The following is a 25457-nucleotide window of genomic DNA, read 5'->3' on the forward strand; positions in this document are numbered from 1 at the left end:
GGATGTACCTGATGGCTTTCGCAATGCGCAAACAATATAGCGAACGTGACACAGCTCGATTAGTTGCTTCATGGCGAGGAAACTTACGTCTGCGGCGATACGGGGGACACCGAAGTGGGTAAGCGCCCGTAGCGTGGACCAATCCCCCTGAAACAGTACGACTAGAGGAAAGATCCATGAGTTAAGGACAGGAAAGATCTGTTTTTCGACCAACTCATGATTTTTTTAACCTCAAGTAGCGAGGGCATAAAAAATCGGTAGGTACTTCAGTCCTTCCTTAGAGCGCACTAAACAACGCAAATACACCCACCACGGCCCACAGCACTGACACATACTGCATGGGCACATAAAACAACGTGTGCTTCTTGCGAAAGATCACTTCGCCACCCGTGTTTTTATCTATGTAGGTTTTGCCCGGCTGGTTATTCAGCTTGTGGCCAATATAGGCGTTGGCGGCCGCACCAACCAATAGACCGACACCCAGCCCGAGCCCATTGAAGAGCCCAGCGAAAGGCACCACGCAGAGCAGCGGGATAAGAATCGAAAGAACACCCCATCCTTGCCAAATAATAAAAAACATAACACGTCCCTGGTTAATTTTTGAGGCGCGCAATCTAACAAAAAAGTGGCGCCGCGGCAATAACTTGAAATCAATTGCCAGCCATATGATGAATCATGCGAACAAAGGCCCTGATTAACTTAACGAATAAAACTTCTCAKGGCATAAGCCTGATGGCTCAGTAGTTGATGCAGAGTGAATTGGCCCTTGGGTACACAGTATCGTCAAGTCTGATCAAGCCGTCACGAACTAATGAAAGAGCCGCAATAGCTAGGGATGGTCTGAAGTAGTCATGTATTTCTGGCTGACTTCAGCCTCTGCCGATCTTGAACGCGGCGAATCAATCAAAGACGATCAGGTCACTCGCTCATTTCTGTGTTTTTAGCCACTGCGAGCACCTCGCGGCACCATTCCCCACATTACAGGCGCACCTCTCTCGCACTCGTCAGTAAATATCTACGCGCCATCCACAAGTTCGACAGCGCAAACAGTGTCACCCGTTGCGCCGCGTTCTTCGTCAGACCAGGGTAGCGCTTACTGTCCTTGTTCTTGGTCGAGCTTGGCGCATTGATCAGCGTGGCATCCACGATGGTGCCTTGGCTCAGCGACAGATCTCGGTTGCCCAGATAGCCATCGATCACGGCAAGGATTCCGGCGGCTAGTTCGTGCTTCTCCAGCATACGACGGAAGTTGAGGATGGTGGTTTGGCTCGTAAGAGACGAGCACCTTAGATACAGCGCCAAGAAGGGGTGAGAACTCCACCGAAAGCCAGCCCATTTGTGGGAGTAAAATCGACCTGAAATAAAAAGGGGTCGCGAAATAAAATCTCGCGACCCCTTTGAATTATATGGTCGGGACGGAGTGATTCGAACACTCGACCCCTAGCACCCCATGCTAGTGCGCTACCGGACTGCGCTACGCCCCGACTAGGCGTGAAACCTGTTCCTCATCTCGAGGAACGCTCAAGAATATATCGCAAGCTTTTGAAAACTGGAAGTATTTAAAAGCAGGAATTTATTTCTTGAGTACCACCAGAACATCTTCGAGCTCGGCGATCATCTGGCGGATCATTTGCTTGTATTGGGTGGTGTCGTCTTTGGCTTCATCGCCGGAAAGGCGCAGGCGCGCTCCGCCGATGGTGAACCCCTGGTCGTAGAGCAACGCGCGGATCTGCCGGATCATCAGCACATCCTGGCGCTGATAGTACCGGCGATTTCCGCGGCGCTTGACGGGGTTGAGTTGAGGAAACTCCTGCTCCCAGTAGCGCAGCACGTGCGGTTTTACCGCACAAAGCTCGCTGACTTCACCAATGGTGAAGTAGCGTTTGCCTGGGATGACGGGAAGCTCGTCGTTATGACTTGGTTCCAGCATAAGCCTCAACTCGGGCCTTCAACTTCTGCCCTGGACGAAAGGTGACCACACGGCGAGCCGTGATCGGGATTTCTTCTCCCGTTTTCGGATTGCGGCCAGGCCGCTGGCGTTTGTCACGAAGGTCGAAGTTGCCGAAACCGGACAACTTCACCTGTTCGTTGTCTTCAAGAGCGTGCCTGATTTCTTCAAAGAACAGTTCGACCAATTCCTTGGCCTCCCGCTTGTTCAGGCCCAGCTCTTCATACAGACGTTCCGCCATCTCAGCTTTCGTCAAAGCCCCCATACGTCACTTCCTTAACGTGGCGTTCAACCTTTGTTCGAGCGAGGTGAGGATGTTTTGCGTCGTGGTATTCACCTCATCGTCATTAAGAGTGCGCGATGGATGCTGCCAGGTCAAGCCAACTGCAAGGCTTTTTCTATGCGGATCAATACCTTTACCCTGATACACGTCAAATAGCCTGAGGTCCGTCAGCCATTCGCCTGCATTTTCACGGATTACGTCCAGTACGGCACTGGCTGCAACGTCTTTGTCCGCCAGCAGCGCAAGGTCACGACGCACTTCAGGGAAGCGCGACAACTCGCTGAATTTAGGCATTTTGCCCAGTGCTACTTCGGCCAGCACCAGCTCGAATACGAAGACCGGACGGTCGAGACCGAGGGTTTTCGACAATTCAGGGTGGATAGCGCCGATGTAACCGACTACGCGACCTTCACGCTCGATGCGCGCGGTTTGACCCGGGTGCAACGCAGGGTGACTGCCTGGTACGAATTTGAACGAATCCAGAGCACCGGCAAAGCCCAGCACCGCTTCCACGTCAGCTTTGACATCGAAGAAGTCCACGGTATCGCGACCTTGGGCCCAGCCTTCCGGCAGACGGCCGCCGCAAACCACACCGGCCAGCATCGGCTCTTGCTTCAGACCTTCCAGCTGACCGACGAAGCGCAGGCCGCTTTCGAACAGACGGACGCGGTCCTGTTGGCGGTTCAGGTTGTGCTGAAGCGCCTTGACCAGACCCGGCCACAGGGACGAACGCATGGCGGCCATGTCGTTGGAGATCGGGTTGGCCAGCAACAGAGGCTCAACGCCCGGGTTGAACAGTTCGAACTGCTTCGGATCGATGAAGCTGTAGGTAATCGCTTCCTGATAACCACGAGCTACCAGCAGGCGGCGCAGCTCAGGCAGATCGCTACGCGCTTCAGCCTTGGCTTGCGGTGCCAGACGGGCTTGCGGGTAGCGAACCGGCAGACGGTTGTAACCGTACAGACGGGCCAGCTCTTCGATCAGGTCGACTTCCAGGCTGATATCGAAGCGATGGCTTGGCACTTCTACGCGCCACTGCCCTGCCCCGTCCGCGGAAATCTTCAGGCCCAAAGCGCTGAGCAGACGCTCGACTTCGGCCGAATCCATTTCCATACCCAGCATCTGGGTGATGCGCTGGGCACGCAGGGTGACCGGAGCAATCGACGGCAGGTGCTGTTCGCTGACGGTTTCGATGATCGGACCAGCTTCGCCACCGGTGATTTCCAGCAGCAGGCCAGTGGCACGCTCCATGGCTTCACGGGCCAGCTGCCAGTCCACGCCACGCTCGTAGCGGTGCGAGGCGTCGGTGTGCAGGCCGTAGGAACGAGCCTTGCCGGCAACGGCGATCTGATCGAAGAACGCGCTTTCCAGGAACACATCGCGAGTGGTCGCGGAAACACCGCTGTGCTCGCCACCCATCACGCCGGCAATCGCCAGGGCGCGGGAGTGGTCAGCAATCACCAGCGTATCGCTACGCAGACTGACTTCCTGACCGTCGAGCAGCACCAGCTTCTCGCCTTCTTCGGCCATGCGCACGCGGATGCCACCATTGATTTCGGCGAGATCGAAAGCGTGCAGCGGTTGACCCAGTTCCAGCATCACGTAGTTGGTGATGTCGACGGCAGCATCGATGCTACGCACGTCAGCGCGACGCAGACGCTCTACCATCCAAAGTGGCGTAGGCTTGGACAGGTCGACGTTACGGATCACACGACCCAGGTAACGCGGGCAAGCAGCAGGCGCCAGAACCTCAATCGAACGCACTTCATCGTGCGCGGCTGGAACACTGGCGACGACCGGGCGCGTGACTTCGGCAGCATAGAGCGCACCGACTTCACGGGCCAGACCGGCCAGGGACAGGCAGTCGCCGCGGTTCGGGGTCAGGTCGACCTCGATGCTGGCGTCGTCCAGGCTCAGGTATTCACGAATATCCTGACCGACCGGCGCATCGGCCGGCAATTCCATCAGGCCATCGTTGCCTTCACCGATTTGCAGTTCGGCTTGCGAGCACAGCATGCCGTTGGACTCAACGCCACGCAGCTTGGCTTTCTTGATTTTGAAGTCGCCTGGCAGTTCGGCACCAATCATGGCGAACGGGATCTTCAGGCCCGGGCGCACGTTTGGCGCACCGCAAACTACCTGGAAGGTCTCCGCACCATTGCTGACCTGGCAAACACGCAGCTTGTCGGCGTCGGGATGCTGCTCGGTGCTCAGCACCTCGCCCACCACCACGCCACTGAATTCACCGGCGGCCGGCGTAACGCTATCGACCTCAAGACCGGCCATCGACAGACGAGCAACCAGCTCGTCGCGACTTACCTGCGGGCTTACCCAGCCGCGCAGCCATTGTTCACTGAATTTCATCCTGCTCTCCTAAGAATTCGTTACGACTAGCGAAATTGCGCGAGGAACCGCAAGTCGTTGTCGAAGAACAGACGCAAGTCGTTCACGCCGTAACGCAGCATGGCCAGACGCTCAACGCCCATGCCGAAGGCAAAGCCCGAAAACTCTTCCGGGTCGATCCCGGACATGCGCAGCACGTTCGGGTGAACCATGCCGCAGCCCATCACTTCCAGCCAGCCTGTCTGCTTGCAGACGCGGCAGCCTTTACCGCTGCACATCACGCATTCCATGTCGACTTCGGCGGACGGCTCGGTGAACGGGAAATACGAAGGACGGAAACGCACTGCCAGTTCTTTTTCGAAGAACACGCGCAGGAACTCTTCGATAGTCCCTTTCAGGTCGGCGAAGTTGATGTCGCGGTCGACCAGCAGGCCTTCGACCTGGTGGAACATCGGCGAGTGGGTGATATCGGAGTCGCTGCGGTACACACGGCCTGGGCAGACGATGCGGATCGGCGGCTGTTTCGATTCCATGGTGCGGACCTGTACCGGCGAGGTATGGGTGCGCAGCAACATGTTTGCATTGAAATAGAAGGTGTCATGCATCGACCGGGCCGGGTGATGGCCTGGGATGTTGAGCGCCTCGAAGTTGTGATAGTCGTCTTCGACCTCAGGGCCTTCGGCAATGCCGTAGCCGATATGGGTGAAGAACTGTTCAATACGTTCCAGAGTGCGAGTAACCGGATGCAGACCACCGGAGGTCTGACCACGGCCAGGCAAGGTCACATCAATGGACTCGGCGGACAGCTTGGCGGCCAGGTCGGCCTCTTCAAACAGTGCCTTGCGCGCATTGAGAACTTCTGTGACACGCTCCTTGGCAACGTTGATCAGGGCGCCGACTTGCGGACGCTCTTCTGCCGGCAAATTCCCCAGGGTCTTCATCACCTGAGTCAATTCACCCTTTTTGCCAAGGTAGTGAACCCGGATTTGCTCCAGGGCATTGATATCTTCAGCGCTTTGCACAGCCTCTAGTGCTTGAGAGACCAGCGCATCCAGGTTTTCCATGTACAGACTCCAGATACAAAATAGGGGAAGAGCTTGAAGGCTCTTCCCCTATTTATGACGTTTAACACCTGAGCCCACAGAGGTGAGCCCGGGTGACTGTCGGGGGTACTTAAGCCAAGGTGGCTTTAGCTTTCTCGACAATCGCAGCAAACGCCGCTTTTTCGTTCACTGCCAGATCAGCCAGAACCTTACGGTCGATCTCGATGGACGCTTTTTTCAGGCCGGCGATGAAACGGCTGTAGGACAGACCGTTGATACGTGCACCAGCGTTGATACGAGCGATCCACAGAGCGCGGAACTGACGTTTTTTCTGACGACGGTCACGGTAGGCGTATTGGCCTGCCTTGATTACCGCTTGCTTGGCAACACGGAATACGCGCGAGCGAGCGCCGTAGTAGCCTTTAGCAAGTTTCAGAATTTTTTTGTGACGTTTACGGGCAATGACGCCACGCTTTACACGAGCCATGAGTTACTTCCTCTATTCTTAACCAAAAATTAACGAAGGCGCAGCATGCGCTCGACTTTTGCCACGTCAGACGGATGCAGCAAGCTGCTACCGCGCAGTTGACGCTTACGCTTGGTCGACATTTTGGTCAGGATGTGGCTCTTGAAAGCGTGCTTGTGCTTGATACCGTTAGCAGTTTTCAGAAACCGCTTAGCAGCACCACTTTTAGTTTTCATCTTTGGCATGTTCGGATACTCCGCATTCAGTTGATAAACATAATCGCAAGGCCTGCCGTGCCCTGTTGATTACTTCTTCTTTTTCGGGGCGATGACCATGATCAGCTGGCGTCCTTCCATCTTAGGATGCTGTTCGACCGAACCGTACTCGAGCAGGTCACCTTCAACCCGCTTGAGGAGTTCCATCCCCAGCTCCTGGTGGGCCATCTCACGGCCGCGGAATCGCAAGGATACCTTGGCCCTGTCCCCGTCACTCAGGAAACGTACCAGGTTGCGCAGTTTTACCTGGTAATCCCCTTCCTCCGTCCCTGGACGAAACTTGATTTCTTTTACCTGAATCTGCTTCTGGTTTTTCTTCGCCGCAGCAATCTGCTTCTTCTTTTCGAAGATCGATTTGCCGTAGTCCATCACACGGCAAACCGGTGGGACTGCGACTGCGGAGATTTCTACCAGATCAAGCTTGGCTTCTTCAGCAATACGAAGCGCTTCATCAATCGAGACGATGCCAATCTGCTCGCCGTCAGCGCCAATTAACCGAACCTCGCGTGCCGAGATATTCTCGTTGATCGGGGCTTTCGGTGCAGCTCGTTTATCTTGTCTCATTTCACGCTTAATAATAATTACTCCGAATCTGGGCGACCACGCCGGGAAACCGCTTGCGCGAGGAACTCAGCGAACTGGGCGACGGGCATCGAGCCCAGGTCAGCACCTTCACGAGTACGCACAGCGACAGTCTGCATCTCGACTTCCCGATCTCCAATAACCAAGAGATAGGGAACCTTGAGCAAAGTATGCTCGCGGATTTTAAAGCCGATCTTTTCATTTCTCAAGTCAGACTTGGCACGAAAACCGCTTTGATTGAGAGTTTTTTCAACTTCAGCGGCAAAATCTGCCTGTTTATCAGTGATATTCATGATCACTGCCTGAGTCGGAGCCAGCCACGCAGGGAACGCGCCCTCGTAATGCTCGATCAGAATCCCGACGAAACGCTCGAAGGAACCCAGGATCGCCCGGTGCAACATTACCGGGTGCTTGCGACTGTTGTCTTCGGAGACGTATTCGGCTCCCAGACGGATCGGCAGGTTAAAATCGAGCTGCAAGGTACCACATTGCCAGACACGACCGAGGCAATCTTTTAGCGAGAACTCGATTTTCGGACCGTAGAAAGCACCCTCGCCTGGCTGCAGATCGTACGGCAGGCCCGCACTATCAAGGGCTGAGGCCAGCGCCGATTCTGCGCGATCCCACAGCTCATCGGAGCCAACGCGCTTTTCCGGACGAGTGGACAGCTTCATTTCGACGTCGGTAAAGCCGAAATCGGCGTAGACATCCATGGTCAGCTTGATGAACGCGGCGGATTCGGCCTGCATCTGCTCTTCAGTACAGAAGATGTGCGCATCATCCTGGGTGAACCCACGCACACGCATGATGCCGTGCAGCGCACCGGACGGCTCATTACGGTGGCAAGCACCGAACTCGGCCAGACGCATCGGCAGCTCACGGTAGCTTTTCAAGCCCTGGTTGAACACCTGCACGTGGCAAGGGCAGTTCATTGGCTTGATCGCGTAGTCGCGGCTTTCCGACTGCGTGGTGAACATGTTCTCGGCGTAGTTGGCCCAGTGCCCGGATTTCTCCCACAGGCTACGGTCAACCACTTGCGGAGTCTTGATCTCCAGGTAGCCGTTTTCACGCTGAACCTGGCGCATGTACTGCTCGAGTACCTGGTACAGGGTCCAGCCGTTCGGGTGCCAGAAAACCATGCCCGGCGCTTCTTCCTGGGTATGGAACAGGCCGAGACGCTTGCCGATCTTGCGATGGTCGCGCTTTTCAGCTTCTTCGATACGCTGGATGTAGGCCGCCAGTTGCTTCTTGTCAGCCCAGGCGGTGCCGTAAACGCGCTGCAACTGCTCGTTCTTGGCATCGCCGCGCCAGTAGGCGCCGGACAGCTTGGTCAGCTTGAAGGATTTCAGGAAGCGGGTGTTCGGCACGTGCGGACCGCGGCACATGTCGACGTATTCTTCGTGATAGTACAGGCCCATGGCCTGTTCGTTCGGCATGTCTTCGACCAGGCGCAGCTTGTAGTCTTCGCCACGGCGGGTGAACACGTCGATCACTTCGGCGCGCGGAGTGACTTTCTTGATGACGTCGTAATCTTTTTCGATCAGCAGGTGCATGCGCTGTTCGATCGCCGCGAGGTCGTCCGGAGTGAAAGGACGCTCGTAGGCGATGTCGTAATAGAAGCCTTCATCGATGACCGGACCGATCACCATTTTCGCCGTCGGGTACAGCTGCTTGACCGCGTGGCCAATCAGGTGAGCGCAAGAGTGGCGAATGATCTCCACCCCCTCTTCATCCTTGGGCGTGATGATTTGCAGGGTCGCGTCGCTGTCGATGACATCACTGGCGTCAACCAGCTTGCCGTTGACCTTGCCGGCCACGGTGGCCTTGGCCAGACCGGCACCAATGGATGCGGCGACCTCGGCTACGGAAACCGGATGATCGAAGGAACGTTGACTGCCGTCGGGAAGAGTAATAGTGGGCATGGCGCCTCCTCTCCTAGTGGTGACCCCTACCAAAGGTCACGTGGGTTGGGATGAGCAGCCAGTACGCGATTCAGTCCAGGCCATTCAATATTGAACGCCTGCCTTACAGCGGCAGGAGCCTTGCGGCCAACCGGGAACCGAACCAGAGTGACTGGAGATCAAATCAGGGTTATTCGGGTATTGGCCGCTACTGGAGAACAGGTCATCCAGAGCCTGAAAATACCCAAGCGCTGGATCCTAGCACAGATGAACGGTCGTCGCCGCGACCTTGTTTGGCCAACGCCGAATTCAGGGCTTTTGCATCAAAAAGTGAACTTGAGATGTACGGCCCACCTCAAATAGGCTGAGAATCGCCACACATTATCGACCTCAAGGAGTTCCAGCTATGCGTCTTATCCGCCTTATCGCCCTTGCCTCCCCACTGATTATGCTGCTCCCGCTTAGCGCGCAGGCTGCCTGGCCTGCCGGGGTTCGCGAAAGCTATATGAAGGATTGCGTTTCCGCCGCCAGCCAGAGCGTCGACCAGAAGTCCGCCGAATTGCATTGCGCCTGTGGCGCGGACAAGCTCAACGAGAAGTTTACAACGGCCGAAATCAGCGAGCTGATGAGCAAGACAAAACAGCCGAGCGCAGAGCTGCGCACCAAGGCGCTGGACGCCATTCAGGAATGCAGAGTCAAGAAATAAGCTGCTGCAGGGCTAAAAACACCGGCCCTGGCGAGTAGAAAACAGCTGAAAAGCCACTATTTCAGACAAATTACGCAGCTTTTACAGCTTTTTTTACAGGCCATGTATTTGGCTACAAGCCTTTTAAACCGGGGCTTCCAGCCATACACAGCGACAAAGAACAGGCGATACGAAGGCAAACAGCACGTCCGGGGGGCTCCCAAATCGAACATTTCGACTATGATACTCCKGTGTGCCCAGTTGGCCTGAGCAGCACAGCACTACTGAAAATATATGTTTCTTGGAGATACACCATGTCTAATCGCCAAACCGGCACCGTTAAATGGTTCAACGATGAAAAAGGCTTCGGCTTCATCACTCCTCAAGGTGGCGGTGACGACCTGTTCGTACACTTCAAAGCTATCGAAAGCGACGGTTTCAAAAGCCTGAAAGAAGGCCAAACCGTTTCCTTCGTGGCTGAGAAAGGCCAAAAGGGTATGCAAGCTGCACAAGTTCGCCCAGAGTAATTTTCTGGCGCACTAAAAAAACCCCGTCCATGTGACGGGGTTTTTTATGGGCGAAACAAAAGCCTGAAGCGATTAGCCGCAGTTAACGCGGGTAATCACCAGGTTGGCGTCGGTGTTGAGGTTCAAACGATCCGAACGGTATTCCAGAGTGATCATGTCGTTTGGCCTGAGGACTCGTGCAGTCTGCGACCCGGAACGCGTGCGGGCCTGTTCCAGCAACTCTGGCGAAGCCTTTTTGCCAATGACGAATTCGGCAGCCTTTGCCTCACAACGACCGTTACCGGCCCCGGCTACCACAGGGTCTTTTGCCGACTCGGAGGTACTGCTGCAACCCGCCAACATGACGGCGGCCAGCAAAGTACCCAATGACGCGAGCTTCCAAGGCATGACGCCTCCTTTTCAATAGTTGAACTGCATTCGTGCGACAGTCGTTTGGGCATTTGGTTTCATGGTCAACGCCATGCCCCGCCTTCAAAGCCGTCAAACACGCAAGTTTGCCTGAGCCATCACCTGCTGTTCAGTGCGCAATCGTGACTGAATATGAGCAGGCTCAGTAGATATCGATGTAATCAAAGGGTGGCTTCGGCCAGTTCTGCTTCAATGCGTTGAATATCTGCATGACCCAGACCTCATCACTGGCGGCAACCATGCCTACATACCCTGAGCCCTTGGCCCACGTCTCAAGGCGAAACAGCAGCCCGTCGATATCCGTTCCGCCAACAACACCGGACGAAATGTAGGCAATCCCCGACTTGGTGACCCGCAACTGTGTGTGTGTATCGTCGCTGGCAGACGCCAGCAGCTGGCGCACTGCCTCTAGCGTCAAGCCGTCCGGGGTATTCAAATCGATCTGCACAGCACTGTCCTTGAAATCTACAAAGCCCAAGTGTCGCATAGCCCTCCGCTCATGCCTAAGTCGGAGTGCCAAAAGCTGCGCAAGGTGGTTAACTCAATAGACAGACTTCCCGACCTCGCGAGACACTCATGACCACCGTGACCATCGACGCCGACATCAAAGTCAGCTGGCCCCAAGGCCATAGCTCTTACAGCCCCAGCACCCCGGAAGAGCTGGCAATCATTGGCATAGACCTGCTGGTCAAGGACCTGGGCACGAAAGCCGCTCAACAGTTCATCGAACAGGTATTCGAGAAGTACCCCATCGACGACATGGGCGCCGCCCACACGTAAAGGGAGTAAACCCCCACAGGCTGGCACCTGTGGGGTATGGCTTACTTGAGACGGGCGAGACGCGCCGTCAGCAAGTCAAAGAAGCCCTGGGCGTCGCCGCTCGCAACCCAGAACGCGTTCTTCGGGGCTTTCAGGCCGTCGTACCAGTCAACGACGGTCTGGCCAAAGGTCGGCCCTTCGCGACTGTCGACCACCACGTTCACCGTACGACCGGTGAACAGTTCCGGCTTGAGCAGGTACGCGATCACCGTGGCGTCATGCACCGGACCACCTGGAATACCGTAGTGTTCCATGTCACCTTTGACGTATTCATTGAGAATATCGCCCACCAGCTTGCTGGCGTTGTTGTTCAGCGCGGCAATCTGCTTCAGGCGAGCGTCACTGGTCAGAATCTTGTGGGTGACGTCCAGCGGCAGATAGGTCAGCTTGACACCGCTCCTGAGGACCACTTCAGCTGCATGCGGATCAGCGAACAGATTGAACTCGGCCACCGGGGTAATGTTGCCGCCGTTGAAGTGCGCGCCGCCCATGATCACCACTTCCTTGATGCCTTGGGTGATTTCCGGATCCTGAATCAGCGCCAATGCCAGGTTGGTCTGCGGCCCGAGCATTGCGATAGTGATGCTGTGAGGCTTGGCCGCGCGCAACGTGTCGATCAGGTAACTGACTGCATCGCCTTTGGCCAGACCTTTCTTCGGCTCATGCACCGTGACACCCGAAAGGCCTTCCTTGCCGTGAATGTTCTCGGCGTAGATTGGTGTGCGCATCAGCGGTTTCGGTGCCCCCGCATACACCGGCACTTCTTCGCGCCCTGCCCACTCGCGGGCCAGCCGCGCATTACGCGAAGTCTTGTCCAGGCGCACATTACCGGCAACGGTGGTCAGTGCACGAATGTTCAGCTCTTCGGGCGACGCCAGGGCAAACAGCAGCGCCACCACGTCGTCGGCACCTGGATCGGTGTCGATGATCAGATCAATCTTTTCCGCCGCGTAGGCGCCTGTAGCGGTGAGCAAGGACAAAAGCAGCAGACTCCGGATCAGGTGATGCAGTCGTTGAGCATAGCGGTACATAGCGCACTCCTTGTGCGTGGATAAATCGAATCGGGATATGGCGGACTAGAAAGTCACCCCTGCGATCAGCACGATGTTGCAGTACGGCTGACATTCGCCCGTACGAACAATCGCCCGCGCCTGTCGGCTAAGGACTTTAAATTCTTCATGACTCAGCAACCGCCGCTGGCCTATCGCGGCATTGGCCGTCAGCTCGTCGATCGCCTGCAGCGCCTGCGGCTGCTTGAGCAGGATTTCTTCGGCCAGCACATGGCTTTCCACCTGCATTTCACTGAGTACGACGCGCAAGGTACTGACGAAGTCCGGAATGCCCTGGGTCAACGCCAGGTCGATCAACTCAACGCCGGGCGGCACCGGCAGACCGGCATCGCCAATCACCAGCATGTCGCCATGACCCAGAGAGGCAATCAGCCTCGACAATGCGATATTGAGCAGGGGTGTTTTTTTCATGATGCTTTGAAGGCCTGTACGTCTGACAAGGAAGGAATCGAAGGTTGCGCACCGGCCCGAGTCACCGATAAAGCGGCGGCGACCTGACCGAAACGAATGGCCTCGACTTCGCTTTTGCCAGAGGCCAGGGCCGCGGCAAAACCGCCAACAAAGGTGTCACCAGCCGCCGTGGTGTCGACCGCCTTGACCTTGGGCGCCGGAAAGTGTTCGCAGCTCTGCCCGTTGGCAAACAATGAACCCTGAGCCCCTAATGTAATGATCACCTTGCCGGCACCGGCGGCGATCAATCGGCTCGCGGCCAGCTCGGCGCTCTCCAGGGAATCCACCGGCAAACCACTCAGGGCCGAAGCTTCGCTTTCATTGGGGATCAGATAATCGATTGACGAATACCAGTCGGCCGGCAATGGGCTCGTTGCCGGTGCCGGATTCAGGATCACCGTCTTGCCCAGCTCACGACCGCGCTTGAGAACATAACCAACCGTGTGCATCGGCACTTCCAGCTGACAGATGATCACGTCGGCCGCCGCGAGCACCGCATCGAACCCCGCGACCATGCCAGGTGTCAGCTGACCGTTGGCCCCCGCAACGATGACAATCGCATTCTGGCTGTTGTCATCGACCACGATCAGCGCCACGCCGCTGGAACCTTCGACCGAGGTCAGCGCCTGACAATCGATCTGCTCGGCCAGAAGCGCTGCACGCAACTGCTCGCCATAAGCATCGTCACCCACGCAGCCGATCATCGATACCTGCGCACCCAGCCGGGCGGACGCGACCGCCTGATTAGCGCCCTTGCCGCCCGACACGGTGGCAAAGGACTCACCATGCAGCGTTTCTCCGGCATGCGGCAACCGCTGGGCGCGGGTTACCAGGTCCATGTTCAGACTGCCTACAACCACTACTTTTGCTGGCATACATCCCTACTCATCAATTCGCTTCAGCGGTATTGGTCGAATACGCCGGCCAGCGGCGCGGTCGACTCTCGCATGACAATGCTGGGCTTCACGATCCGCCGATCGGTCTCCAGTTCAGGTGTCGCGATCCGTTGCAACAGCACCTCTGCAGCCATTTCGCCAAGCTGCAGGATCGACTGGCCAACGGTGGTCAGCGCCGGATAGACATAACGACTCATCTGGATATCGTCGAAACCGATGACCGAAAGTTCGCTCGGTACCCGGATATTGCGCTCGGCGGCGGCCCGCAGTACGCCGATACCAATCATGTCGTTGCCGGCAAAAATTGCGCTCGGCGGGTTCTTTTCCAGCAATATTGCCGCCGCGTTGTAACCGCCGGTGCTGGTGAAATCGCTTTCGAGCACCCATTCTTTCGGCACTTCGACGCCTGCCTCTTTCAAGGCCCGGCAGTAACCTGCCAAACGCATCTGCGCCACGCTGGTATGTGCCGGACCGCCAATAGTGGCGATGTCGCGATGGCCCAGTTCGAGCAAATGCCGGGTCGCAAGATAAGCACCGTATTCATGATCGATGCGCACCATGTCCGCATCGAGCCCCTCCAACCCACGGTCGACGATCACCATCGGCGTACGAACGCCCGCCAGCCCTTGCGCCAACCCGCTATCACCACCGGCGGACGCGACAATCAGCCCGTCGATGCGTTTTTCCAGCAGCACGCGCAGGTAACTGCGCTGCTTGTCCGGGTTGTCATCGGAGTTGCAGAGAATCACGCAATAGCCGTTACGCTCGCAGTAATCCTCGATACCACGGGCCAACTCCGCGAAGTACGGGTTGAGGCTGTTGGGCACCAGCAGACCGATGGTCGCAGTGGTTTTCGCTTTCAGCGAGCGCGCCACGGCACTGGGCACGTAGTCCAGGCTTTTGATCGCAGCCTCGACCTTGAGCCGAACCTCTTCACTGACCGGCCGGGTCTTGTTTACCACGTGGGAAACCGTGGTGTAGGAAATCCCCGCGAGCGCTGCTACATCCTTGATCGTTGCCATGATTCAGCTCCGTCGACTTGCACGGTGGCTGCGGTAGGTGTCCAGCACTACCGCGACCACGATCACCGCGCCGGTGATGATACGTTTGGTCGGCTCGGTCGCGCCGATTTGCGCCAACCCGGCAGCCAGTACAGAAATGATCAGGACGCCGAAGAAGGTGCTGATCACCGAACCACGACCGCCCATCAGGCTGGTGCCACCGATCACCACGGCAGCGATGACTTGCAGCTCCAGGCCGGAACCGGCATTCGGGTCCGCCGCTTCCAGACGCGAGATCTGGAACAGTGCGGCAATACCCGCCAGCAACCCCATCAGGCTGAATACCAGGATCTTGTAGGGTTTGGGGTTGATACCCGCCAGACGCACAGCTTCCTCGTTGGTACCGATACCGATCAGGTAGCGACCGAACACGGTACGGGTCAACACTGCCTGGGCGATGAAGATAACCAGCAACGCGATAATGAATGAAGGTGAAATACCTAAGGCAATCGGATTGGACAGCCAGGCAAAGGCATCACCGATATAGGCCGTGCGCGAGCCGGTCATCTGATAGGCAACGCCGCGAGCCATCTCCAGCACACCCAGTGAAACAATGAACGACGGAATGCGCCAGGCCACGGTGATCGAACCGGTGATGGTCCCGGCCGCTGCGGCAGCGGCCATGCCCAGCAGCGCTGCCGGCAAGACACTCCAGCCCCAGCCGAGGATTGCCACGCTGACGGTCGAGCCCGCCAAGGCCAGTACCGAACCCACCGATAGGTCGATGCCGCCGATGATCAACACGAACGTCATACCGACTGCCAGCACCATCAGGTCCGGGATCTGGTTGGCCAGCGTGCTGAAGGTGTCATAAGAGAGGAAATGGCTGCTCAAGACCGAGAACAGCGCAATCATCGCCAGCAAGGCACCGGCCAGGCCCAGGTAGGTACCGAGGCCGTAAAAATTGCCACTACGCTTGCCAGCAGACGCTACAGGTTTGCCAGCAGACATTGCAGTTTTCATGGGAGATCCCTAGGCGCCGCTTCATGGAGCAACGCATCACGTTTTTGGTAGCCGGCAAAAGCGGCGGCAAGCAAATCATCCTGAGTCCAGTTGTCGCGCTCGAAGGTGTCGATCAAGCGTCCGGCCGACAACACGCCAATACGGTCGCAGATCAACATCAGCTCGCGCAGATCGCTGGAAACCACTACCAGCGCCTTGCCTTGACGCGTCAACTCGCCGAGCAATGCGTAAATATCGAACTTGGCACCGACATCGATGCCGCGAGTCGGCTCATCGAACAGCAGCACCGAACACTCACGTTCAAGCCAGCGACCGATCACCACCTTCTGTTGATTGCCACCCGATAGCTCGCTAACCAGTTGCGCAGGACTGGAACTGCGAATGCGCATGGCATCGATCTGACGCTGCGCCAGCGCCATCTCGTCACCGGGATTGACGATGCCACCACTGGAGATCACCGGCATATTGCCCAGGGCGATGTTGGCGCTGATCGACTGAGTCAGTAGCAGGCCCTCGCCTTTGCGATCTTCGGTAATCAGGGCAATACCGTGACCGACCGCATCGGCGGGCGAACGAATGCTCACCACTTTCGCCGGTGAACCAAGGGCGACCGTGCCACTGTCTGCCGCATCGGCACCGAAAATCAGCCGCAGCAGCTCCGTGCGCCCTGCCCCGATCAAACCGGATATTCCGAAAATCTCGCCGCTGCGCACCTCGAAAGACACATCGCGAACCTTGTCCGAACGGCTCAGCCCTTTGACGGTCAGGGCCGGCGCGCCGATGTGTCGTGGACCGAGATCGATGTGTTCGCCCAATTCGCGGCCGACCATCAGATTGACCAGTTGCTCGCTGTTGTAGTTGGCCATCGGCTCGACGCAGACCAGATTGCCGTCACGCAACACCGCGATGCGCTGAGCAACCCGAGCCAGCTCTTCCAGCCGATGGGAAATATAAATGATCGCCACGCCGCGGGCTTGCAGGCGGGTGATTTGCTCAAAGAGCATCTCGACTTCGCGAGCCGTCAACATCGCTGTCGGCTCATCGAGAATCAGTACATGGCAGTCGCCGATCAGGTTGCGTGCGATCTCGACCATTTGCTGATGACCGATCCCCAGCTCACCGACCAGCGTGTCCGGATCGATCGCATCGAGCCCGACCTGAGCCATCGCGGCGATTGCCGCTTTGCGCAGTTGCTTGCGACTGATCCAGCCGCCATTGCTCGGCAGGTTATCGAGAAACAGGTTTTCCGCGACAGACAAGGTCGGCAGCAGATTGAGCTCTTGCATGACCATGCGAATGCCCAGTTCTTCGGCCTGGGCTCGGCTGCCTGGGCGGTAATCGCGTCCCTGGAATTGCATCTGGCCGGTGGTCGGAGTGACCAGCCCGCCAATGATTTTCGACAGCGTGCTTTTGCCGGCACCGTTCTCGCCGGTCAATGCCAGCACTTCACCACGCATCAGCGTCAGGTCAATGCCGGTCAATACCGGTTGCGCATACGTCTTGCCGATACCGCTGACCGAAAGGACCGCGTTCGGGGCACAAACTGACATAAGAAACTCTCCATGCGCTCGCCCTTGCGAGCGAGCGCCGTTGTGTCGCCAGAATGACTACTTGGTAACCAGCTCAACCGGAGTTTCGATTACGCCGTTGGTGCCGCTATCGACCTTTTCGCCCTTGAGCATTTTCAGGGCAGTCTCGATGCCGAACACCGCCTGTTTGGCTGCAAACTGATCGGCAGTCGCCAATACGCGGCCGTCCTTGAGCATTGGTTTGATGGCATTGATGTTGTCGTAACCGACCACTTGCACCTTGCCCGCCTTGCCTGCTGCGCGCACCGCCGAAACGGCACCGACCGCCATGCTGTCGTTGCCAGCCAGCAGGGCCTTGGTTTGCGGGTACTCGCTGAGTATCGAGGCGGCCACCTTGTTGCCTTTATCGATTTCCCAGTCACCGGACTGCAACGAGACGACCTTGATCTGCGCCGCTTCCATTGCATCCTTGAAACCAGCGGTGCGAGCCTGGGCGTTGGTGGTGGTGGAAACCCCTTCGATGATGCCGACTTCGTCACCGGCCTTCAGCTGTTTGGCCAGGTACTCGCCGACCAGACGCGCGCCTTTGCGGTTATCCGGGCCTACGAACGGTACGGTCATGTTCTTGCTTTTGACGACGGCCGGGTCCAGCTGGTTGTCGATGTTGATCACGGTGATACCGGCATCAATGGCCTTCTTGATCACCGGAACCATCGCTTTGGAGTCAGCTGGCGCAATAACCAGCGCATTGACCTTGGCCAGAATCATTTGCTCGACGATGCGCGTCTGGCCAGCCGTGTCTGTTTCGTCCTTGATCCCGTTGGAGATCAGGTCGAAATCGGCAGAATGTTCTTTCTGGTAAGCCTTGGCACCATCTTCCATGGTCAGGAAGAATTCGTTGGCCAAAGACTTCATGACCAGCGCGACTTTAGGTTTTTCAGTATCGGCGAAGGCCGAAGAGAGGGGCAAAGCGGCGGATGCGGCAGCCAGCATAGCGACAGCGAGAAGACGTCCAGCGAATGGCAGCTTCATGAGTTCACTCCGATCTTATGATTATTGTGAGCAACGCTTGCACTGCATACGCTTCAAATCCGTTCACCAGCGCTCTGATACGCGGGAACGGTGATCGCCGCGCCCACGGAGCCAAACCGTCGACAGGACCGCGCAAACGTTTGCGTAGACCGAACTATGCGAACCCTGTCGACATTTGTCAACGGTCAGAAAAAACCGTTTTGTGGCCTGGTTGGCGAAAAAACCGCAATGCCGATTATGCCGTGGTGTTGACCACCGATCCGCTATTGGATCCCTTGGCCAGCTCCTTGACCAGGCTGCTGCTCACCTCCATCAGCGCACCGTTGGTTTGAGCGATCTGCCCCTGAATCGCCATAACCGCGGTGGTCTTGGCTTCCGGCGTCGGATATGACGCGGCCTGGGCCGCAGCCAGTTGCTGTTGTTGCTGGCGCAATTGTTCTTGCAGTTCCTTCATGCGTTTGAGCAGCATCTTCACCGTGATGCTTTGGCTACCACCGTCATCCGCCTGGGTCTCAGTGCCCGGGTTTTGCCCTACCGGGCCTGTCCTGACTTGCTTGCTGTCACCTTCCTTACCAGCCGTCAGTTGTGTCTCGGCTTCTGCCTTCGCGTCGTTCAATGCGTTGATCGTAGCGAGCGACTTGCCGCCAATCGTGATGCCGCCTGCGTTTGGAAAACCTACTGAAATGGACATATGAGCTCCTGCACAAAGAATGATCCTGAAGGGATCATCGACCTCTGAGCGGCTTTCTTTAGCACTAATGCCTTTCGAAAATGTGGGAAATCCTAGATTTACGCTGTAGGAGATTTCGGACAGCCGAACACTTCCATCGCACATATTCGGAAACCCGGACGACTATCGCCTTGAGCGCCACCGCACAAAAGATATAAATCTATATAAATCAAAAGGTTAAAAGATTTTTAAATCGAAGATATGACTGGTACAGATCCTGCTCTTACTGGGTACCCCGGCATACAGATCTGCTTGGGGTGTTTCTAGATGAACCTGCATCAGCACCGTCATCACTACTAGAGAGAAAACAATGAAATCTGCCTTCAACACCTTTATTCCGGGCGCTTTGGCCCTCCTGCTGCTCCTCCCGACTGCACTGCAAGCAAAAGAAGTCGAAACCCAAAAGAAACTGGCAAACGTGGTCGTCCTCGCTACAGGCGGCACGATCGCCGGTGCCGGCGCCAGCTCAGCCAACAGTGCTACGTACCAGGCTGCAAAAGTCGGGATCGAACAGTTGATCGCCGGCATCCCTGAACTGAGCCAATTGGCCAATGTTCGCGGCGAGCAAGTGATGCAAATCGCCTCCGAGAGCATCACCAACGAAAACCTGCTGCAACTGGGCCGTCGCGTGGCCGAACTGGCCGACAGCAAAGACGTCGATGGCATCGTCATTACTCACGGCACCGACACCCTGGAAGAGACCGCCTACTTCCTGAACCTGGTGGAAAAAACCGACAAGCCAATCATCGTTGTCGGCTCGATGCGCCCAGGCACCGCGATGTCGGCTGACGGCATGCTCAACCTGTACAACGCCGTCGCCGTAGCGGGTAGCAAAGATGCTCGTGGCAAAGGCGTGCTGGTCACCATGAACGACGAAATTCAGTCGGGTCGTGATGTCAGCAAAATGGTCAACCTCAAGACCGAAGCGTTCAAAAGCCCATGGGGGCCATTGGGCATGGTGATCGAAGGCAAATCCTATTGGTTCCGCTTGCCAGCCAAGCGCCACACCATGGATTCGGAATTCGACATCAAAACCATCAAGAGCCTGCCTGACGTCGAAATCGCCTATTCCTATGGCAATGTCGACGGCACTGCTTACAAGGCCCTGGCCCAGTCTGGCGCCAAAGCCATCATCCATGCCGGCACCGGTAATGGCTCGGTATCTTCGCGTCTGGTTCCAACCTTGCAGGAACTGCGCAAGGATGGCGTGCAGATCATTCGTTCTTCCCACGTCAATGCTGGCGGCTTTGTCCTGCGCAACGCCGAACAGCCAGACGACAAGTATGACTGGGTCGTTGCGCATGACCTGAACCCGCAAAAAGCCCGCATCCTGACGATGGTTGCACTGACCAAGACGTCGGACAGCAAAGAGCTGCAACGGATGTTCTGGGAGTACTGATTCATTGCGTCCGGCCGGATCCGGTCGGACGCCTGCCCCCCACTCGCCCACCCGGGCGAGTGATCTACCCTCCCACCTTCCCTGCCATTGCTTCTGAATAATCACCAATCGGTTTACAGCAAACGGAAAAATTCGCTGTCAGAGGAATTTCTTGAACTTTAAGCAGTTGCGAAATCGCCTACAGTTAAATACTGTATGCACGTACAGCTTAATAAGGACTACCCCGTGGCCACGACCTCTTCAGCAGCGACTAACCCTCCAGGCTCTTACGAACGACTCGGTTTGCGCGTTCAGAAAATCATCAACTCCCCGACCGCCCAAAAAGCCAAGGCCGCCCTGATCTTCCGCCTCCCCGACGAGCCGGTAGATGAATGGGAACGCTTGCTCGAGGAAATCGCCGAGAACGACAACGTCACCCTCGCTTATCGCGACGATGGCGGCGTGCAGATTTTCTGGGTTGTGCCGAAGGAAGACTGAGTCAATGATTGTTCGCTGTTTTGCTTTGCTGTTGTTGCTCTTCGTTGTCGTCAGTGCTCAGGCGGATGCGCCACGCACTTTCAACGAAGCGAAAAAGGTCGCCTGGACACTCTACGCCCCACAGTCCACAGAGTTCTATTGTGGCTGCAAATACACGGGCAATCGGGTCGACCTCAAAGCCTGCGGTTACGTGCCACGTAAAAATGCCAAGCGCGCTGCACGCATCGAATGGGAGCACATCGTTCCGGCATGGCAAATCGGTCATCAACGCCAGTGCTGGCAACAGGGTGGTCGCCAGAACTGCACACGTCACGACCCGACCTATCAGCGTGCCGAGGCCGATCTGCACAACCTCGTGCCGAGCATCGGCGAGGTCAATGGGGACCGAAGCAATTTCAGCTTCGGCTGGCTCCCCGTACAATCCGGGCAATACGGTTCGTGCCTGACCCAAGTCGACTTCAAGGCCAAGAAGGTCATGCCCCGCCCGTCCATTCGCGGGATGATCGCCCGCACTTATTTCTACATGAGCAAGCAATACGGTTTGCGACTGTCCAAACAGGATCGGCAACTCTACGAAGCCTGGAACAAGACTTACCCGGCACAAAGCTGGGAGCGCCAACGCAATCAGCGCGTTGCGTGCGTGATGGGGCGCGGCAATCAGTTCGTCGGCCCCGTCGACATGAAGGCCTGCGGTTAATCAGGCGGCGTCAATTACTGAGCCGTGCTGTGCTCGATGACCATTGATTCGATATTCATCTTCTTCGCCCTGGCCAGTGCTGCGGTCAGCTCGACCTGCCTTGCCTCGGCTTCAGCCTTCGAGTTGAACGGCCCGACCAGCACGCGCTGTTTACCGTCTTGCGTAACCACGTAGGAAACAAAACTGTGTTCGATCAGCCAGCCGGTGAGATCGCTGATCGCCTGCACGGTCTCGCCCTGAACCAGAACATCCCATTGCGGGGCAGCCGCCACAGCAGGTGCAGAAACGACCGGCGCCTGAGGTTTTTTCGACTCCCCGGCCTTTTCCTGACCACATCCGGCCAATACCAATACCGCGACCACCAACGCCATTTTGCGCACAACCTTCCCCTCTGAATGCCAAAAGCCGGGATTTTATCACCCGAAAATGCTTCGCGACCCGGTAAACAGGCCTCAAAACAACGAGAATGATGTTTCTCGCCTCTGTATAGTCGCACCTTGGGAATTAATGCAGCGTCTGCACGTCAGAAAGAGGCACCCAAACCGTGACACTTAGCACTAATCTATAGGTACTACCGACATCTGCATTGTCTGAGTCAGGTGCCCTACAAAGCTATCAAGGAGAAGATCATGCTGATACTCACCCGCAAAGTCGGTGAAAGCATAAACATCGGTGATGACATCACCATCACCATTCTGGGCGTTAGCGGCCAGCAGGTCAGAATCGGCATTAATGCCCCGAAAGACGTTGCGGTGCATCGCGAAGAAATCTACCAACGTATTCAGGCGGGCCTTACCGCGCCGGACAAGCGCGAAACGCCCTGAGCTCGTCAGCAATCAGTAGCCAGCCCTTTCTCTCACGGCAACGGCTGGCTAAAGATTCTGCGCGCCTATCCCTGCCTTCTCCATGACAAAGGTGCAGCACCAACACTCCACCGGTGATACCGATACTAACGACATCGCCATGAGCCTTACTGTCAGACGATTCGGATTCAGCCCGGTGAAAACCTCACAGCCGGCCTGGACACACCAAGTCATAGCGCAACGCTAACCGACTATCCAAACGTCACACCTCGCGCCATGCCTGTCGCGGCCACGACCATCAAGATAATCAACAGCGCCTCGATATGACTGATCCGCGCAAAGAGACGGACCCGCCCGACATCAACCGGCACACCTCGACTCAAAGCGATCCGCCATTTGATCAAGGCCACCATCGGTGCAATCTCAAGCAGCAGGATGATGACGAATAAAGTCATTTTCAGATGGAACAGCGGTTGATGCAGGTAATAGTCCGCGCCCTTTTCGTACCCGCCAAAGGCACGGATCCCGCCGGTCACCAGAAGAATCAATGCAGAGACTCCCCAAAAGTTATCTGCCAGCAAAACACTGCGAGCCCCCGCACCCTCTGCGGTTACTCGACGAAAAGCCATGCCACGCGTCAGACCCCCCCAGAGCGCCAGGGCATAAGCCAAAAGATGGACCGCGGCGAGAAACCAGTGAACCAGCATCGAATTGCTCCCCTTTCAAGACGAAAAATAATTGGCCTCACAGTAGTAGTCCAAAACGCCTCGCTTCGCAGGCAAGACAAACAAGCATCTTGCCCTCGCCTTCAATTGGCCACGATCAAACTGGCACGCAACTCCGTTTTATTCCGGTGTTTCGTCGCCATTCAGTTGATTGGGCTTAAGCCGCAGAGCACACTTGCACAAGTTGAAGGACCAACGCCCCTATCGATCAAAAGCCCGCCCACCTGCGGGTTTTTTTTCGCCTGCGCAATGGTCGTCACCCAACGCATGTGAAGAGCCCAGCGCGGTGGCTGGGCTCTGTTTATTGCCGGTGTTCCATCATCTTGTCAGCAAGAATCCTGGCCCTCTCGACCAATAGACTCTGCCACTCATCGTGACTCGACTTCGACCCCCCTATCGTCGGCGCCGTGAGATTGCTTTCGGCTATCAGCGCAGCACAAAAATACTGATCCCAAACGACCCTTTCTCCAGCCGTACGTCTGTTCATTTGGTCGGAGTTCATATGCGGCTCCTTTTGATGAGGTAGCCCAGCTATTTTACGCCCGAACTGCGCACATGCCGCGCTTGAGTTGGCAGTCGGCGTACGCCGTACCAACAACCTCAGGTCGATACCGACAGGCTGTCACTCCGAGTATCGGCAATCGGCCAAAAACATTCGGGCTCAGACAGGAACAGTGCCAGAAAGACCACCCTCAATTTGATTTTTGAATGCGCCCAAGGCCGAAACGACTTGCTGACTGATCTGCGGGCTCGCTGCGATGTCTGCGTCATCCATTCCTTTTGCCAGCAAGTCGACTGTTATCGAGGCGGGCTCGACAATAACCGCGGACATCGTTTCCAGCACCAGCCTTAGCGCCGCCTGAGCATGACTCGCCCGCGGCGATGCGTTGAAAAGTGCTACCGGCTTGCCGGGAAAGTCCTGACTGGCCACGAGCCAATCCAGTGCATTCTTGAACGACCCCGGAATTCCACGAGCGTACTCAGGGCACGAAATCAGAATGCCGTCCGCCTCGGCAATAATCCCACGCAACTCTGCGACGATCTGCGGAGGATCGTCAGCCAGGTCCGGATCGAAATGAGGTAATTGACCCACCTCCAGGTAGTGCCTGATCGATATCCCTTCAGGACTGAGCCTCTCGGCAGCACGCAGTAACGCGGAGTTTGAAGAGGCTGCGCGAAGACTTCCTGAGATCGCAAGCAGTTGCACCATGTGTATACGCTCCATGACTTGGTGGACGGATGAATTGTCGCATACGCAGGCCAAAGCCATCTTAGCGTGAGAGCAATCCCGATCGGCAGGTGCACTCGATTGCCTCGCGGTCAGGCCGCCCGGTTGTCATGGTAGATCTCGGGGGTAAAATTAATGGTGGGCTGCCAGCATCAGTGAAACCGATGCACTTCGAGGGCAACATCATGCAAACGACTGAAGATGCGATCATTGCAGCAGCACGACTGCGCGCTGCAAGCCGGGGAGATAACGAAGCCCTGGCTGCAGCTTCAGCACTCGAAGTCGTGGAAACCCTGAAAAAGTCTTTAACAGGAGACAAGTACCAAGAGGCTCTCGAAAGACTGTATCTGGAGTACACAACCTCCTCAACCCCGTAACGCTCTCACCGGCCGCGCACTTCTGGATTGACCGTCGGCACACACTTGAGAGTAGCCAGATCAATCAGCGTGAAATAGCCGCCCATCCAGCCGCCAGTGTCGATATGGTAGACGTTGCCCAGCACGGTCGGCTGAAGGACCACCGTGTGGCCGACGATCACCGCCCTGATGCCAGTGACGCCCGTGTTGTTTTCGGTGGTAATGCGCGTACGCGACCACTGGCAGATTGTTTGAACACTACACCGCGTCGAGCCTTGCTCCCGCTCAAGGGCGCCGAGCATTTGCGCCCAATCATCGAACGGGCAATCGGCATGCACGATTCCCACCGGCCCCATGGGCGTCATTACTTCAATAACAATGGGCAGTTCGGCGAACAGATCGACATAGAAGGTCTGCTCAGCGCTGGACAGACCGTACAGCCAGGTACCACCGTTGATTATGTGCAGGTAACTGGCCTGGCCTTTATGGCTGAGCCGATGGCCATCGACCGCCATTTGCTCATGATTGCCCTGCACGGCAAAGAACCACGGTTTGGCCAGCCACACATCAACCTCGGTAGATTCAGGGCCACGGTCGACCATGTCGCCAACACTGAACAGACGATCGGTTGCGGGGTTGAAGTCGACAGCATCAAGTGCTGCCTGAAGCCTGGTGAAATGGCCGTGAATATCACCCACGGCAAAGTCGCGGCCCGCGGTGTTGATTGTGAAACGCTGAACCTGGGTCATGCTGCCACCCCC

At 56.7% G+C, this 25457-nt stretch carries 32 protein-coding genes, 1 tRNA gene and 2 pseudogenes; 9 read left to right on the plus strand and 26 right to left on the minus strand.

The genetic code is table 11. The features are described from left to right. Positions 1–27: 27 nt before the first annotated feature. Positions 28–126 (plus strand): annotated as a pseudogene (locus tag AC1DHT_RS13060) (IS5/IS1182 family transposase); the annotation flags it as partial. 151 nt (positions 127–277) lie between these two features. Here AC1DHT_RS13060 and AC1DHT_RS13065 read toward each other — a convergent pair. The 11 genes and pseudogenes from AC1DHT_RS13065 to thrS form a co-directional block, all read right to left on the minus strand. Further along, positions 278–580 (minus strand): hypothetical protein, encoded by a 303-nt coding sequence (locus AC1DHT_RS13065; protein WP_427536378.1) that lies wholly within the window; start codon positions 578–580, stop codon positions 278–280. A 503-nt stretch (positions 581–1083) separates the two neighbouring features. Further along, positions 1084–1266 (minus strand): annotated as a pseudogene (locus AC1DHT_RS13070) (IS5/IS1182 family transposase); the annotation flags it as partial. 141 nt (positions 1267–1407) lie between these two features. After that, positions 1408–1484 (minus strand) — tRNA-Pro (locus tag AC1DHT_RS13075). An 89-nt stretch (positions 1485–1573) separates the two neighbouring features. After that, positions 1574–1930: a MerR family transcriptional regulator gene (locus AC1DHT_RS13080; RefSeq protein ID WP_003179985.1), complete on the minus strand. Its 357-nt coding sequence runs from the start codon at positions 1928–1930 to the stop codon at positions 1574–1576. Further along, positions 1911–2213: an integration host factor subunit alpha gene (gene ihfA / locus AC1DHT_RS13085; protein ID WP_002553164.1), complete on the minus strand. Its 303-nt coding sequence runs from the start codon at positions 2211–2213 to the stop codon at positions 1911–1913. The genes AC1DHT_RS13080 and ihfA overlap by 20 nt, the downstream gene beginning before the upstream one ends. A 3-nt stretch (positions 2214–2216) precedes the next feature. Continuing rightward, positions 2217–4595, minus strand: a complete 2379-nt coding sequence (pheT, locus tag AC1DHT_RS13090; protein WP_427536327.1) for a phenylalanine--tRNA ligase subunit beta — start codon at positions 4593–4595, stop codon at positions 2217–2219. 26 nt (positions 4596–4621) lie between these two features. Further along, positions 4622–5638 (minus strand): phenylalanine--tRNA ligase subunit alpha, encoded by a 1017-nt coding sequence (pheS, locus tag AC1DHT_RS13095; protein WP_007905876.1) that lies wholly within the window; start codon positions 5636–5638, stop codon positions 4622–4624. Between the two features lie 109 nt (positions 5639–5747). Then, positions 5748–6104, minus strand: a complete 357-nt coding sequence (rplT, locus tag AC1DHT_RS13100) for a 50S ribosomal protein L20 (protein ID WP_007905879.1) — start codon at positions 6102–6104, stop codon at positions 5748–5750. A gap of 29 nt (positions 6105–6133) precedes the next feature. Then, the gene (gene rpmI, locus AC1DHT_RS13105) at positions 6134–6328 is read right to left on the minus strand and encodes a 50S ribosomal protein L35 (protein ID WP_002553160.1); all 195 of its coding nucleotides are present in this window, start codon (positions 6326–6328) and stop codon (positions 6134–6136) included. 60 nt (positions 6329–6388) lie between these two features. After that, a complete protein-coding gene (gene infC / locus AC1DHT_RS13110) occupies positions 6389–6940 on the minus strand; it encodes a translation initiation factor IF-3 (protein ID WP_477761372.1) in 552 nt (183 codons plus the stop codon). Continuing rightward, positions 6940–8862, minus strand: a complete 1923-nt coding sequence (gene thrS, locus AC1DHT_RS13115) for a threonine--tRNA ligase (protein ID WP_429538308.1) — start codon at positions 8860–8862, stop codon at positions 6940–6942. Before thrS ends, infC begins: the two co-directional genes overlap by 1 nt. Positions 8863–9247: 385 nt before the next feature. Between thrS and AC1DHT_RS13120 the strand changes: the two genes are divergently transcribed. Together AC1DHT_RS13120 and AC1DHT_RS13125 are read left to right on the plus strand one after the other, a co-directional pair. Then, positions 9248–9547 (plus strand): hypothetical protein, encoded by a 300-nt coding sequence (locus tag AC1DHT_RS13120; protein ID WP_427534710.1) that lies wholly within the window; start codon positions 9248–9250, stop codon positions 9545–9547. Between the two features lie 293 nt (positions 9548–9840). Continuing rightward, on the plus strand, positions 9841–10053 hold the full coding sequence (locus tag AC1DHT_RS13125) for a cold-shock protein (RefSeq protein WP_003179963.1): 213 nt from the start codon (positions 9841–9843) through the stop codon (positions 10051–10053). Between the two features lie 72 nt (positions 10054–10125). Here AC1DHT_RS13125 and AC1DHT_RS13130 read toward each other — a convergent pair whose 3' ends face one another. Beyond that, positions 10126–10440, minus strand: coding sequence for an I78 family peptidase inhibitor (locus tag AC1DHT_RS13130; RefSeq protein ID WP_054596658.1), 315 nt, complete (start codon positions 10438–10440; stop codon positions 10126–10128). A 163-nt stretch (positions 10441–10603) separates the two neighbouring features. Next, the gene (locus AC1DHT_RS13135; protein WP_054598288.1) at positions 10604–10909 is read right to left on the minus strand and encodes a hypothetical protein; all 306 of its coding nucleotides are present in this window, start codon (positions 10907–10909) and stop codon (positions 10604–10606) included. Between the two features lie 128 nt (positions 10910–11037). Between AC1DHT_RS13135 and AC1DHT_RS13140 the strand changes: the two genes are divergently transcribed. Then, positions 11038–11241 carry a hypothetical protein gene (locus AC1DHT_RS13140; protein ID WP_054596657.1) on the plus strand — a complete coding sequence of 68 codons (204 nt, stop codon included), beginning with the start codon at positions 11038–11040 and terminating at the stop codon, positions 11239–11241. 41 nt (positions 11242–11282) lie between these two features. On the opposite strand, the gene AC1DHT_RS13145 is transcribed toward AC1DHT_RS13140, so the two are convergent. The 8 genes from AC1DHT_RS13145 to AC1DHT_RS13180 all read right to left on the minus strand — a co-directional run bounded on the left by AC1DHT_RS13145 (position 11283) and on the right by AC1DHT_RS13180 (position 18972). Beyond that, positions 11283–12311 carry a nucleoside hydrolase gene (locus AC1DHT_RS13145; RefSeq protein ID WP_427546037.1) on the minus strand — a complete coding sequence of 343 codons (1029 nt, stop codon included), beginning with the start codon at positions 12309–12311 and terminating at the stop codon, positions 11283–11285. A 45-nt stretch (positions 12312–12356) separates the two neighbouring features. After that, positions 12357–12761, minus strand: a complete 405-nt coding sequence (rbsD, locus tag AC1DHT_RS13150; protein ID WP_427546039.1) for a D-ribose pyranase — start codon at positions 12759–12761, stop codon at positions 12357–12359. Then, positions 12758–13675 carry a ribokinase gene (rbsK, locus tag AC1DHT_RS13155; RefSeq protein ID WP_427546041.1) on the minus strand — a complete coding sequence of 306 codons (918 nt, stop codon included), beginning with the start codon at positions 13673–13675 and terminating at the stop codon, positions 12758–12760. The genes rbsD and rbsK overlap by 4 nt, the downstream gene beginning before the upstream one ends. Before the next feature lie 23 nt (positions 13676–13698). Further along, on the minus strand, positions 13699–14718 hold the full coding sequence (locus tag AC1DHT_RS13160; protein ID WP_427546043.1) for a LacI family DNA-binding transcriptional regulator: 1020 nt from the start codon (positions 14716–14718) through the stop codon (positions 13699–13701). A 3-nt stretch (positions 14719–14721) separates the two neighbouring features. Then, positions 14722–15720: an ABC transporter permease gene (locus tag AC1DHT_RS13165; protein WP_427546045.1), complete on the minus strand. Its 999-nt coding sequence runs from the start codon at positions 15718–15720 to the stop codon at positions 14722–14724. Then, the gene (locus AC1DHT_RS13170) at positions 15717–17270 is read right to left on the minus strand and encodes a sugar ABC transporter ATP-binding protein (protein ID WP_427546047.1); all 1554 of its coding nucleotides are present in this window, start codon (positions 17268–17270) and stop codon (positions 15717–15719) included. Before AC1DHT_RS13170 ends, AC1DHT_RS13165 begins: the two co-directional genes overlap by 4 nt. A 57-nt stretch (positions 17271–17327) precedes the next feature. After that, positions 17328–18281 (minus strand): sugar ABC transporter substrate-binding protein, encoded by a 954-nt coding sequence (locus AC1DHT_RS13175; protein ID WP_054596650.1) that lies wholly within the window; start codon positions 18279–18281, stop codon positions 17328–17330. Positions 18282–18516: 235 nt separating this feature from the next. After that, a complete protein-coding gene (locus AC1DHT_RS13180; protein ID WP_427546050.1) occupies positions 18517–18972 on the minus strand; it encodes a hypothetical protein in 456 nt (151 codons plus the stop codon). A 349-nt stretch (positions 18973–19321) separates the two neighbouring features. On the opposite strand from AC1DHT_RS13180, the gene AC1DHT_RS13185 reads away from it, so the two are divergent. The 3 genes from AC1DHT_RS13185 to AC1DHT_RS13195 all read left to right on the plus strand — a co-directional run bounded on the left by AC1DHT_RS13185 (position 19322) and on the right by AC1DHT_RS13195 (position 21584). Further along, entirely contained in the window at positions 19322–20410 is a 1089-nt protein-coding gene (locus tag AC1DHT_RS13185; protein ID WP_427546052.1) for an asparaginase, read from the plus strand. 195 nt (positions 20411–20605) lie between these two features. Continuing rightward, the gene (locus AC1DHT_RS13190; RefSeq protein ID WP_103319777.1) at positions 20606–20887 is read left to right on the plus strand and encodes a DUF1654 domain-containing protein; all 282 of its coding nucleotides are present in this window, start codon (positions 20606–20608) and stop codon (positions 20885–20887) included. Between the two features lie 4 nt (positions 20888–20891). Next, complete coding sequence (locus AC1DHT_RS13195; protein ID WP_427546054.1) at positions 20892–21584, plus strand: endonuclease; 693 nt, start codon at positions 20892–20894, stop codon at positions 21582–21584. Between the two features lie 14 nt (positions 21585–21598). Here AC1DHT_RS13195 and AC1DHT_RS13200 read toward each other — a convergent pair whose 3' ends face one another. Beyond that, positions 21599–21964: an SPOR domain-containing protein gene (locus AC1DHT_RS13200; RefSeq protein WP_427531027.1), complete on the minus strand. Its 366-nt coding sequence runs from the start codon at positions 21962–21964 to the stop codon at positions 21599–21601. A gap of 249 nt (positions 21965–22213) precedes the next feature. Between AC1DHT_RS13200 and csrA the strand changes: the two genes are divergently transcribed. Then, positions 22214–22408: a carbon storage regulator CsrA gene (gene csrA, locus AC1DHT_RS13205; protein WP_007920550.1), complete on the plus strand. Its 195-nt coding sequence runs from the start codon at positions 22214–22216 to the stop codon at positions 22406–22408. Between the two features lie 230 nt (positions 22409–22638). Here the strand turns inward: csrA and AC1DHT_RS13210 are convergent, their stop codons facing one another. From AC1DHT_RS13210 to AC1DHT_RS13220, 3 genes are all read right to left on the minus strand, one after another. Beyond that, positions 22639–23094: a DUF2214 family protein gene (locus AC1DHT_RS13210; protein WP_427546056.1), complete on the minus strand. Its 456-nt coding sequence runs from the start codon at positions 23092–23094 to the stop codon at positions 22639–22641. Between the two features lie 319 nt (positions 23095–23413). After that, positions 23414–23614 carry a hypothetical protein gene (locus AC1DHT_RS13215; protein WP_427531023.1) on the minus strand — a complete coding sequence of 67 codons (201 nt, stop codon included), beginning with the start codon at positions 23612–23614 and terminating at the stop codon, positions 23414–23416. 159 nt (positions 23615–23773) lie between these two features. Beyond that, positions 23774–24322, minus strand: a complete 549-nt coding sequence (locus tag AC1DHT_RS13220; RefSeq protein ID WP_427546058.1) for an NADPH-dependent FMN reductase — start codon at positions 24320–24322, stop codon at positions 23774–23776. Positions 24323–24525: 203 nt separating this feature from the next. On the opposite strand from AC1DHT_RS13220, the gene AC1DHT_RS13225 reads away from it, so the two are divergent. Beyond that, positions 24526–24717: a hypothetical protein gene (locus AC1DHT_RS13225; RefSeq protein WP_427546060.1), complete on the plus strand. Its 192-nt coding sequence runs from the start codon at positions 24526–24528 to the stop codon at positions 24715–24717. A gap of 5 nt (positions 24718–24722) precedes the next feature. Here the strand turns inward: AC1DHT_RS13225 and AC1DHT_RS13230 are convergent, their stop codons facing one another. After that, positions 24723–25445, minus strand: coding sequence for a metallophosphoesterase (locus AC1DHT_RS13230; RefSeq protein WP_427546062.1), 723 nt, complete (start codon positions 25443–25445; stop codon positions 24723–24725). Positions 25446–25457 lie beyond the last annotated feature (12 nt).

Source organism: Pseudomonas sp. 05N432 (genome assembly GCF_056396945.1).

Bases quoted from the DNA above. Each gene is read 5' to 3' on its own strand.
- AC1DHT_RS13065 (WP_427536378.1), bottom strand. From the start codon at position 580: ATGTTTTTTATTATTTGGCAAGGATGGGGTGTTCTTTCGATTCTTATC.
- AC1DHT_RS13080 (WP_003179985.1), bottom strand. From the start codon at position 1,930: ATGCTGGAACCAAGTCATAACGACGAGCTTCCCGTCATCCCAGGCAAA.
- ihfA (WP_002553164.1), bottom strand. From the start codon at position 2,213: ATGGGGGCTTTGACGAAAGCTGAGATGGCGGAACGTCTGTATGAAGAG.
- pheT (WP_427536327.1), bottom strand. From the start codon at position 4,595: ATGAAATTCAGTGAACAATGGCTGCGCGGCTGGGTAAGCCCGCAGGTA.
- pheS (WP_007905876.1), bottom strand. From the start codon at position 5,638: ATGGAAAACCTGGATGCGCTGGTCTCTCAAGCACTAGAGGCTGTGCAA.
- rplT (WP_007905879.1), bottom strand. From the start codon at position 6,104: ATGGCTCGTGTAAAGCGTGGCGTCATTGCCCGTAAACGTCACAAAAAA.
- rpmI (WP_002553160.1), bottom strand. From the start codon at position 6,328: ATGCCAAAGATGAAAACTAAAAGTGGTGCTGCTAAGCGGTTTCTGAAA.
- thrS (WP_429538308.1), bottom strand. From the start codon at position 8,862: ATGCCCACTATTACTCTTCCCGACGGCAGTCAACGTTCCTTCGATCAT.
- AC1DHT_RS13120 (WP_427534710.1), top strand. From the start codon at position 9,248: ATGCGTCTTATCCGCCTTATCGCCCTTGCCTCCCCACTGATTATGCTG.
- AC1DHT_RS13125 (WP_003179963.1), top strand. From the start codon at position 9,841: ATGTCTAATCGCCAAACCGGCACCGTTAAATGGTTCAACGATGAAAAA.
- AC1DHT_RS13130 (WP_054596658.1), bottom strand. From the start codon at position 10,440: ATGCCTTGGAAGCTCGCGTCATTGGGTACTTTGCTGGCCGCCGTCATG.
- AC1DHT_RS13140 (WP_054596657.1), top strand. From the start codon at position 11,038: ATGACCACCGTGACCATCGACGCCGACATCAAAGTCAGCTGGCCCCAA.
- AC1DHT_RS13145 (WP_427546037.1), bottom strand. From the start codon at position 12,311: ATGTACCGCTATGCTCAACGACTGCATCACCTGATCCGGAGTCTGCTG.
- rbsD (WP_427546039.1), bottom strand. From the start codon at position 12,761: ATGAAAAAAACACCCCTGCTCAATATCGCATTGTCGAGGCTGATTGCC.
- rbsK (WP_427546041.1), bottom strand. From the start codon at position 13,675: ATGCCAGCAAAAGTAGTGGTTGTAGGCAGTCTGAACATGGACCTGGTA.
- AC1DHT_RS13160 (WP_427546043.1), bottom strand. From the start codon at position 14,718: ATGGCAACGATCAAGGATGTAGCAGCGCTCGCGGGGATTTCCTACACC.
- AC1DHT_RS13165 (WP_427546045.1), bottom strand. From the start codon at position 15,720: ATGAAAACTGCAATGTCTGCTGGCAAACCTGTAGCGTCTGCTGGCAAG.
- AC1DHT_RS13170 (WP_427546047.1), bottom strand. From the start codon at position 17,270: ATGTCAGTTTGTGCCCCGAACGCGGTCCTTTCGGTCAGCGGTATCGGC.
- AC1DHT_RS13175 (WP_054596650.1), bottom strand. From the start codon at position 18,281: ATGAAGCTGCCATTCGCTGGACGTCTTCTCGCTGTCGCTATGCTGGCT.
- AC1DHT_RS13180 (WP_427546050.1), bottom strand. From the start codon at position 18,972: ATGTCCATTTCAGTAGGTTTTCCAAACGCAGGCGGCATCACGATTGGC.
- AC1DHT_RS13185 (WP_427546052.1), top strand. From the start codon at position 19,322: ATGAAATCTGCCTTCAACACCTTTATTCCGGGCGCTTTGGCCCTCCTG.
- AC1DHT_RS13190 (WP_103319777.1), top strand. From the start codon at position 20,606: ATGCACGTACAGCTTAATAAGGACTACCCCGTGGCCACGACCTCTTCA.
- AC1DHT_RS13195 (WP_427546054.1), top strand. From the start codon at position 20,892: ATGATTGTTCGCTGTTTTGCTTTGCTGTTGTTGCTCTTCGTTGTCGTC.
- csrA (WP_007920550.1), top strand. From the start codon at position 22,214: ATGCTGATACTCACCCGCAAAGTCGGTGAAAGCATAAACATCGGTGAT.
- AC1DHT_RS13210 (WP_427546056.1), bottom strand. From the start codon at position 23,094: ATGCTGGTTCACTGGTTTCTCGCCGCGGTCCATCTTTTGGCTTATGCC.
- AC1DHT_RS13215 (WP_427531023.1), bottom strand. From the start codon at position 23,614: ATGAACTCCGACCAAATGAACAGACGTACGGCTGGAGAAAGGGTCGTT.
- AC1DHT_RS13220 (WP_427546058.1), bottom strand. From the start codon at position 24,322: ATGGTGCAACTGCTTGCGATCTCAGGAAGTCTTCGCGCAGCCTCTTCA.
- AC1DHT_RS13225 (WP_427546060.1), top strand. From the start codon at position 24,526: ATGCAAACGACTGAAGATGCGATCATTGCAGCAGCACGACTGCGCGCT.
- AC1DHT_RS13230 (WP_427546062.1), bottom strand. From the start codon at position 25,445: ATGACCCAGGTTCAGCGTTTCACAATCAACACCGCGGGCCGCGACTTT.